Annotated in this window: 10 protein-coding genes; 4 read left to right on the top strand and 6 right to left on the bottom strand. The window is 46.4% G+C overall.

Annotated features, from left to right (window positions below; all coding sequences use genetic code 11):
- Positions 1-264, top strand: a 264-nt coding sequence (locus tag HA494_01915; GenBank protein NHV96535.1) for a histone deacetylase family protein, incomplete at its 5' end; no start/stop codon positions are given.
- Positions 251-388, top strand: a complete 138-nt coding sequence (locus HA494_01910) for a hypothetical protein (GenBank protein NHV96534.1) — start codon at positions 251-253, stop codon at positions 386-388. The genes HA494_01915 and HA494_01910, both read left to right, overlap by 14 nt.
- Before the next feature lie 6 nt (positions 389-394).
- Here the strand turns inward: HA494_01910 and HA494_01905 are convergent, their stop codons facing one another.
- The 6 genes from HA494_01905 to HA494_01880 form a co-directional block, all read right to left on the bottom strand.
- Entirely contained in the window at positions 395-892 is a 498-nt protein-coding gene (locus HA494_01905) for a hypothetical protein (protein NHV96533.1), read from the bottom strand.
- 31 nt (positions 893-923) lie between these two features.
- Positions 924-1,172, bottom strand: a complete 249-nt coding sequence (locus HA494_01900) for a hypothetical protein (protein NHV96532.1) — start codon at positions 1,170-1,172, stop codon at positions 924-926.
- A 64-nt stretch (positions 1,173-1,236) separates the two neighbouring features.
- The gene (locus HA494_01895; GenBank protein ID NHV96531.1) at positions 1,237-1,764 is read right to left on the bottom strand and encodes a glycosyltransferase family 2 protein; all 528 of its coding nucleotides are present in this window, start codon (positions 1,762-1,764) and stop codon (positions 1,237-1,239) included.
- Complete coding sequence (locus tag HA494_01890) at positions 1,728-2,447, bottom strand: glycosyltransferase family 2 protein (GenBank protein ID NHV96530.1); 720 nt, start codon at positions 2,445-2,447, stop codon at positions 1,728-1,730. Before HA494_01890 ends, HA494_01895 begins: the two co-directional genes overlap by 37 nt.
- 59 nt (positions 2,448-2,506) lie before the next feature.
- Positions 2,507-3,574 carry a hypothetical protein gene (locus HA494_01885; GenBank protein ID NHV96529.1) on the bottom strand — a complete coding sequence of 356 codons (1,068 nt, stop codon included), beginning with the start codon at positions 3,572-3,574 and terminating at the stop codon, positions 2,507-2,509.
- A gap of 3 nt (positions 3,575-3,577) precedes the next feature.
- Positions 3,578-4,111, bottom strand: a complete 534-nt coding sequence (locus HA494_01880; GenBank protein ID NHV96528.1) for a GTP-binding protein — start codon at positions 4,109-4,111, stop codon at positions 3,578-3,580.
- A gap of 26 nt (positions 4,112-4,137) precedes the next feature.
- Here HA494_01880 and HA494_01875 point away from each other — a divergent pair, with 26 nt between their 5' ends.
- Both HA494_01875 and HA494_01870 read left to right on the top strand, forming a co-directional pair.
- Complete coding sequence (locus HA494_01875; protein NHV96527.1) at positions 4,138-5,535, top strand: citrate transporter; 1,398 nt, start codon at positions 4,138-4,140, stop codon at positions 5,533-5,535.
- A 62-nt stretch (positions 5,536-5,597) separates the two neighbouring features.
- Positions 5,598-5,945: a hypothetical protein gene (locus HA494_01870; GenBank protein ID NHV96526.1), complete on the top strand. Its 348-nt coding sequence runs from the start codon at positions 5,598-5,600 to the stop codon at positions 5,943-5,945.
- Positions 5,946-6,146: the final 201 nt, after the last annotated feature.

Here is a 6,146-nt window from a genome sequence, read left to right as displayed (position 1 = left end):
TATTTGAAGACACTTAGCGAAGCCCTAGCTAGTGTGAAAGCAAATAGATTCGAGGTGGTAGCGGTTTCAGCGGGATTCGACACCTACAGAGGCGACCTAGCATCCCTCAACCTAACCGAGGATAGCTACAGAAAGATAGGTATGCTCATAAGAACCTTGAATAAACCGACCTTCTTCGTACTCGAAGGAGGGTATCGGGGCGAAGAATTAGGCAGAGCAATACATAATCTGATCAAGGGGTTTGAGGAGAATGAGGCACAGTAAAGGGAAGGGTGCTGTTAGTGTAGAAGAATGTGACCCAGATGCACCCATACACCCTTGTGGCGCAAAAGAGTTCTGCCCAGAGGATCCGGAGAAGTGCATACACTTTAGAGGAGGACTAAGGTAAGCGCCTTCACCCGAACTTGAATAGGCATGCTTGATCTCCTTTTGCTACGCACTCAACCTCCTCTACCTTAACCCTTTTGCTGAAGAGATGTTGGATAACCCCGACTAAGTAGCCTCTGAAAAGGTGGCTTCTGCTCTCTTTTGCTTTTCCTTTAAAGGGTAAGCATTCAAAGAGTTCTTCCACCAACAGCGACCCCTTTACCTCCTTCTCGTTAAACTCAAGGAGTTTAGGGATGCCCCAGCCGAGACCAATACGCTCAGCTAAAATCACATCAAACGCTAGCGAGCCGCTGAAACCCTCAGCAACAACCTCTTTTGCACGTGCTTCTCCAGCCTTTAAGCCCATCTCATAGAGTATAACAGCCCCGCCTGTCCCAAACCGCTGCAGCAGATGGGCGGCTATACTGCCCCAGGTATCAACTTTAAAGATGAAACTTCTCAAACCCATAACAAGGAGTGGAAAGTGCATCACATCTATAAGTAGGCTGTCGAACTTGGCGTGCATATATTCAACTTCAAGAACATTCCTTAACCCTTTAATCCGATTTACCAGCTCTTCTGCTGAGACACCTACCCCCCTTAAGCTCAGCTATGAACGCCCACCTACCTTTATCCTCACCTGAGTAGAAGTTTAAGAAGCCTAAGTAGATGTTCACTCCTAAGCTGGCTAGTAGATTCGAGACCTCGGCGAGAGCGCCTGGCACATTCTTTAAGCAGATACTGAACTCTACAAGCTGCGAGTTAGGCGAATAAACTTTAACAAATATGTCTTTGCTCTTAAGCAAGTTAACACCTCTCACAACGCACCTTTGGTTCTAAGGTAATCTTCTAAACTTCTTATTAAAGCTTTCACCACCTAACCCTCCGGCCTAAGAAAGCCTTCAAGTAAGCCCAGAGTCTGACGATAGAGTATAGGGGTCTATAGAAGATGACCATAATAGGTGCAAGAATAGCGTATTTCACATCCTCTCTCCTAGGCGTTAACGCTGCTGCGAATAAGATGGTGAAGAATTCTAGGAAAAGGTAGAAAGCGAATATTACAAGGGAGAGTTTGAGAAGCACCTCGATTGTGTAAGATGCGATGATGTAAATACCCCAGCCGAATCTTAGAAGCAAGGCAACAACGTCCATAAAGATGCTATTAGGCACAATAAATAAACCGAATAATCCAAACCTCCTTCTGAAGAGGATGTTCAGATGCTTCCGATACACTTGGATCTGTCCAACCGCCCACCTAACCCTCTGCCTTATCCAACCCCTCCAATCTTCAGGTGCGTGTGTCCAAGCTACGGCTTCCGGTGCAAAGACCAGCCTCTTCCTGACCTTCTGCAGCATAACCGTTAAGTCGAAGTCTTCGGTAATCGTATCCGGATGCATGCGGCCGAGTGATTCGAACACTTCTCTTCTGAAGGCTCCGAACGCGCCCGGTATGACGAGTATGCCGCTGAAGAGGCTCTGCCATCTTCGCCCAAGTTCCATGCTGCAAAGGTATTCGTGGCTTGTAGCCTAGTTAGTAAGTTGACCTTGTTAACTACTCTTACGTTTCCGGCGACTGCTATTGCATCATCACTTGTATGGAGGGGCTCTATGATCTTTTGTATAGCGCCTCTCTCGACGAGGGTATCTCCGTCGATAACGATTATTATCTCACCTTTTGTGAAGACGAAGCCGTAGTTCACGGCTCTCGCCTTTGTCCCGCTGGCCTTTTCTCGCCTAATCACCCTTACCCTCTGGTTGTCAGCGTACATCATAGCCTTAACGTAGGTTGCATCAGTTGAGCCGTCATCAACCACAATAACCTCCTTGTTTGGATAAGGGTCTTCCAATACACTCTCCAAAGTATTCTGAATATACTCTCCTTCGTTGTGCGCAGGTATTATTACCGAAATCTGGGGGAGGGGTTTAAGTTGGCAGGTAGAGGTAGGTTTGGTGTTCCTACCGTAAAGCAGTATAAGCCCCTTCGCAAACGTTTGAGGCGCATCAACGACAATAGGTATGAGGAGAACCCATAGAAGCTCGTAAACAGAGAAACCTAGGATGTTGAAACTGGGGTTAAGCACAAAAATTAGAAAAAAGCTCACTACTATTACCGAAAGCGCTAGTGTTAGAGCATATTTCATTATGTTCGATCTAGTGTGCCTCCTAGCTCTTTAAGAGCTTCTTCCAGCGCCTCTTTCTCTGCCTTTAAACCCTCTCTACTACGCTTCTGCTTAATATCCAGTAGGGCTTGTTTTAACTTCTCTTTTACTTCAGTTGCGGTGCTTGCTTCTACTGTAGTTATACCGAAACCCTTAGCCAACAGCTTGGCATTCTTGTCTAGGCACGGCATAGCTACCAGGATCTTCTCTTTAGAGTGGACATCCATCGCCTTCGCTTGAAAGGCTAAGAGATTTGTCGACTCAACCTCATTTTCTTCAGCATAGTGATCAGCGACAAGATCAGGCCATCTTCCATCTGAAGGGCGTGGCTGGAACCATATGCTGAATGAGAATTGGTGCTGAACTCCGCTTTCACCTTCGACGATAGCTGGAGATTCAACTATCCACCCAACCTCTCTAAAACCTTCAAGCACGGAATCAAATTCTATAAGCTCCTTTTCGACAAGTACCCTCTTTTCGGGATTGAATGTGTATGATGCGATGGGCCTCATTAGTATGTTGTGTTCGTCAAAGGGGTGGGTCTTGTTGCAGATGTAGTGTTTTTCAGCGGTTGGTGTGAGTGTGCCGCAACTCAAGCATTTATAGACCACACCAGGTTTTCTATAATCTACACCTATGATTGTTAGTGTCTTGCCGCATTTTGGGCAGATAAGCCGGTCTTCGTTTCGGAAGAGTTCCTCTAGGTCTACGTAGCCGCATTTTATATGTTCGATCATACCGCCTTTAACGATTCTCCTACTTTTGCAAGTGGGGCAGCAGAGTTCCATCATTAGCTTATGTGAGCCGCAGATTGGGCATACTGCTATGTTGCCTGTTATTTCTCGCTCCAAAATTCCTCGGTCAGCTAACTCCTCAAGTATCTCTATGATCTCTTTCTCCTCCTTTTTAATAGATACGCTGATGGCTTCGTAGCATACTCCCAGATCGAAGCTCAGCGAGGGCTCGATGGTTTTGATTTCTTTGTCGATGAGTGCTTTAAGAATATCTTGCACTTCACGTCTACGGAAGAAGGCAGAGGTGTTGCTCAAACACTACACCCTTAATGTTACTTCAATCTCCTCCAGCCTTGCTCTTAACAGATCCTTGAGAAGCGATACCAGAAACTTTTCCACATTGTCGCCTGTTTTAGCTGAGATCTCTATATAGTTGGCGTTCAATCTCTCAGCAAGCTTCGTAGCCTCACTTTCAAAAACAGTCCTGCGCTCAGCCAGATCAATCTTGTTCCCAACCAACCAGCGAGATTGTTTCCGCAAAAAGCTGATTAGATTATACCGCTTCTCCGCCGCATCTAAGGTTCCTAGGTTACAGACATCAAATAGTGTAACTATTGCATCCGCATCAGCGAAGATTTTGTTGATAACCTCTCTAGTTGCTGTGGGTTCTATTTCCCAAAAGAGTAGCTTAAACAGGTATTTTGAGAGTGTAAAATCCCTTTCCAAGATATTTGCTTTCAAAAACGGGATGTGCTCAGGTCCAGAAGCCGCTGGTGAAATTCTGTAAAGGAGGGTAGTCTTTCCAACCCCTCTATCGCCTAGGAAGACTACCTTAAAGGTTCTCTCAAACATCCTTCTCCATCCACGATAAGAAGGGCTTGTATAAAAATCCATCTAGAGCCGAATTCACAGGCGACTACGTTTATATTTTGATAACTCGAAGCCTACCAGCAGCGAAATTGCAACCAGACAACCTCAAATACACATTGGCTACAGTGATCTTTGCAGCAACATATGGTGCGATTGCCTTTCGCAATATAAGAGGGCGTGGCTTACCTATCTGGTCGATTATGCTTATCGGCGCGGTCGCGATGGTGTTCACAGGAACAATCGAAGTTTCAGAAGCTTACAAAGCTATCAACTTAGAGGTGATAGTCTTTCTCTTCAGCATGTTCGCATTCGTAACCGCCTTGGATGTTTCAGGCGTGCTCGAAGATGTAGCGGCAAAGCTCTTTTTGAAAGCTAAAAAGCCGGAGGACGTCATCTACCTAACATTTTTCGTCTTCGGGCTAGCTGCAGCGGTGTTGATGAATGACACACTCGCTCTTATGGGTACCCCGATTATGCTTTCACTCGCTAGGAAGATGCATATATCACCTAAGCCCCTTCTTCTAGCATTAGCCTTCTCAGTCACCATAGGAAGTGCATTAACCCCGATGGGGAACCCTCAAAATCTACTCATCGCACTTACAAGCGGAATGCCAGCGCCAGTCATAACCTTCGTGCATTATCTCCTCCTACCAACCATAGCAAACCTTCTTCTAACAAGCCTCATCATAATCTTATTTTATCGAGCTGAGCTCAGATCTGCGAGAAAAAACTTCACCCAGCTTATAGATCTTGAGGCTTCGCTGAAAGAAAGTAGGATAACAGATCAAAGACTCGCTAAGCAAACAACCACCCTACTCACACTAACCGTTGCTGGAATCGTGCTGATTAATGTGTTCGAAACCATAGGGTTTAAGACCCAGTTCGGCATAAGCGAAGTCTCTCTACTCGGCGCATCGATCCTCCTACTCTTAACCAACAGGAGGCGAGAAATTCTGAAGAAGCTCGATTGGAGCATCCTAGTCTTGTTCGCCTCGCTGTTCGTGTTAATGCAAGCCGTTTGGGACGCTGGTGTCATCACTCAAATATCCTCCTACCTACCACCCTTAAGCAAAGGTAACCCAACCACTTCACTCCTCGCAATACTGGCTGCTTCCGTCCTACTCAGCCAACTATTGAGTAACGTACCTATGGTAGCGCTCTACCTGCCTATCATGAAGGCTTCGGGCTATGAGCCGCTTGATAAATACGCTTGGATCGCTTTAGCTGGTGGAAGCACATTAGCTGGAAACCTCACTTTGATAGGTGCTGCAAGCAACCTAATTATAGTAGAGGAAGCTGAGAACAGAGGACACACCCTCGGATTCTTCGAATTCATCAAAATCGGTCTCCCAGTTACGATACTAAACATAGCCATACTATACTTCTCACTCACCCTCTTCACCTGACCGATCAACCCCTCCCCTTAGAGAAATAATTAGCTGCTTCCGCATAAATCTAAGCTAGACCGATGCCGATTTATGTGCTCAAGGATTTGAAAGGTGGTTCTTGGCTTGGGTATAGGCTCGGATACTTCGGGACCATTCTGCTCCTCGTAGCCCAGATCTACAGTGTAGTTAAGAGGCTACCGTTTAAGCGAGCAGCGCATTGGCGCCCGCTGCTTCTGAAGATCCACATATATTTGAGCTGCTTCGGCTCAGCAGCGGTGTTTATCCACGCAGGACTACCCTTCTTGTTCAAATACTGGAGTCCGTTCAAGTGTATCGATCTGCTGACCGGGCTGCCTGCAGGCCTGGTGGGCTTCTGGGCTGGCAACGTGGATGTTGGCGGTCTGCGGGTTAAGCGGTCTAATAGGTAGGTACCTATACACTCGCATAAGGTTAGTGAAGCCGTTTAGGTTTTGGAGGAGAATCCACGTATGGTTAGCGGTAGCGCTTTACGTAAGCAGCTTAATACACGTGGCTAGGGTGGTCTTGTTCAAGATTTAAACCGTTTTGACCTCACTCCAATCGATGGATTCGCGGTCTGTTAAAGCCTAGTATCTAGCCGAGTGAGGGGC

It is taken from the genome of Nitrososphaerota archaeon (assembly GCA_011605775.1).
Classification (GTDB): Archaea; Thermoproteota; Nitrososphaeria; order Nitrososphaerales; family JAAOZN01; genus JAAOZN01.
Note: the sequence above shows the minus strand (reverse complement) of the source record. Positions and strands in the feature narration are given on the sequence as shown.

Bases quoted from the DNA above. Each gene is read 5' to 3' on its own strand.
- HA494_01880 (NHV96528.1), bottom strand. From the start codon at position 4,111: ATGTTTGAGAGAACCTTTAAGGTAGTCTTCCTAGGCGATAGAGGGGTT.
- HA494_01910 (NHV96534.1), top strand. From the start codon at position 251: ATGAGGCACAGTAAAGGGAAGGGTGCTGTTAGTGTAGAAGAATGTGAC.
- HA494_01895 (NHV96531.1), bottom strand. From the start codon at position 1,764: ATGCATCCGGATACGATTACCGAAGACTTCGACTTAACGGTTATGCTG.
- HA494_01905 (NHV96533.1), bottom strand. From the start codon at position 892: ATGCACGCCAAGTTCGACAGCCTACTTATAGATGTGATGCACTTTCCA.
- HA494_01870 (NHV96526.1), top strand. From the start codon at position 5,598: ATGCCGATTTATGTGCTCAAGGATTTGAAAGGTGGTTCTTGGCTTGGG.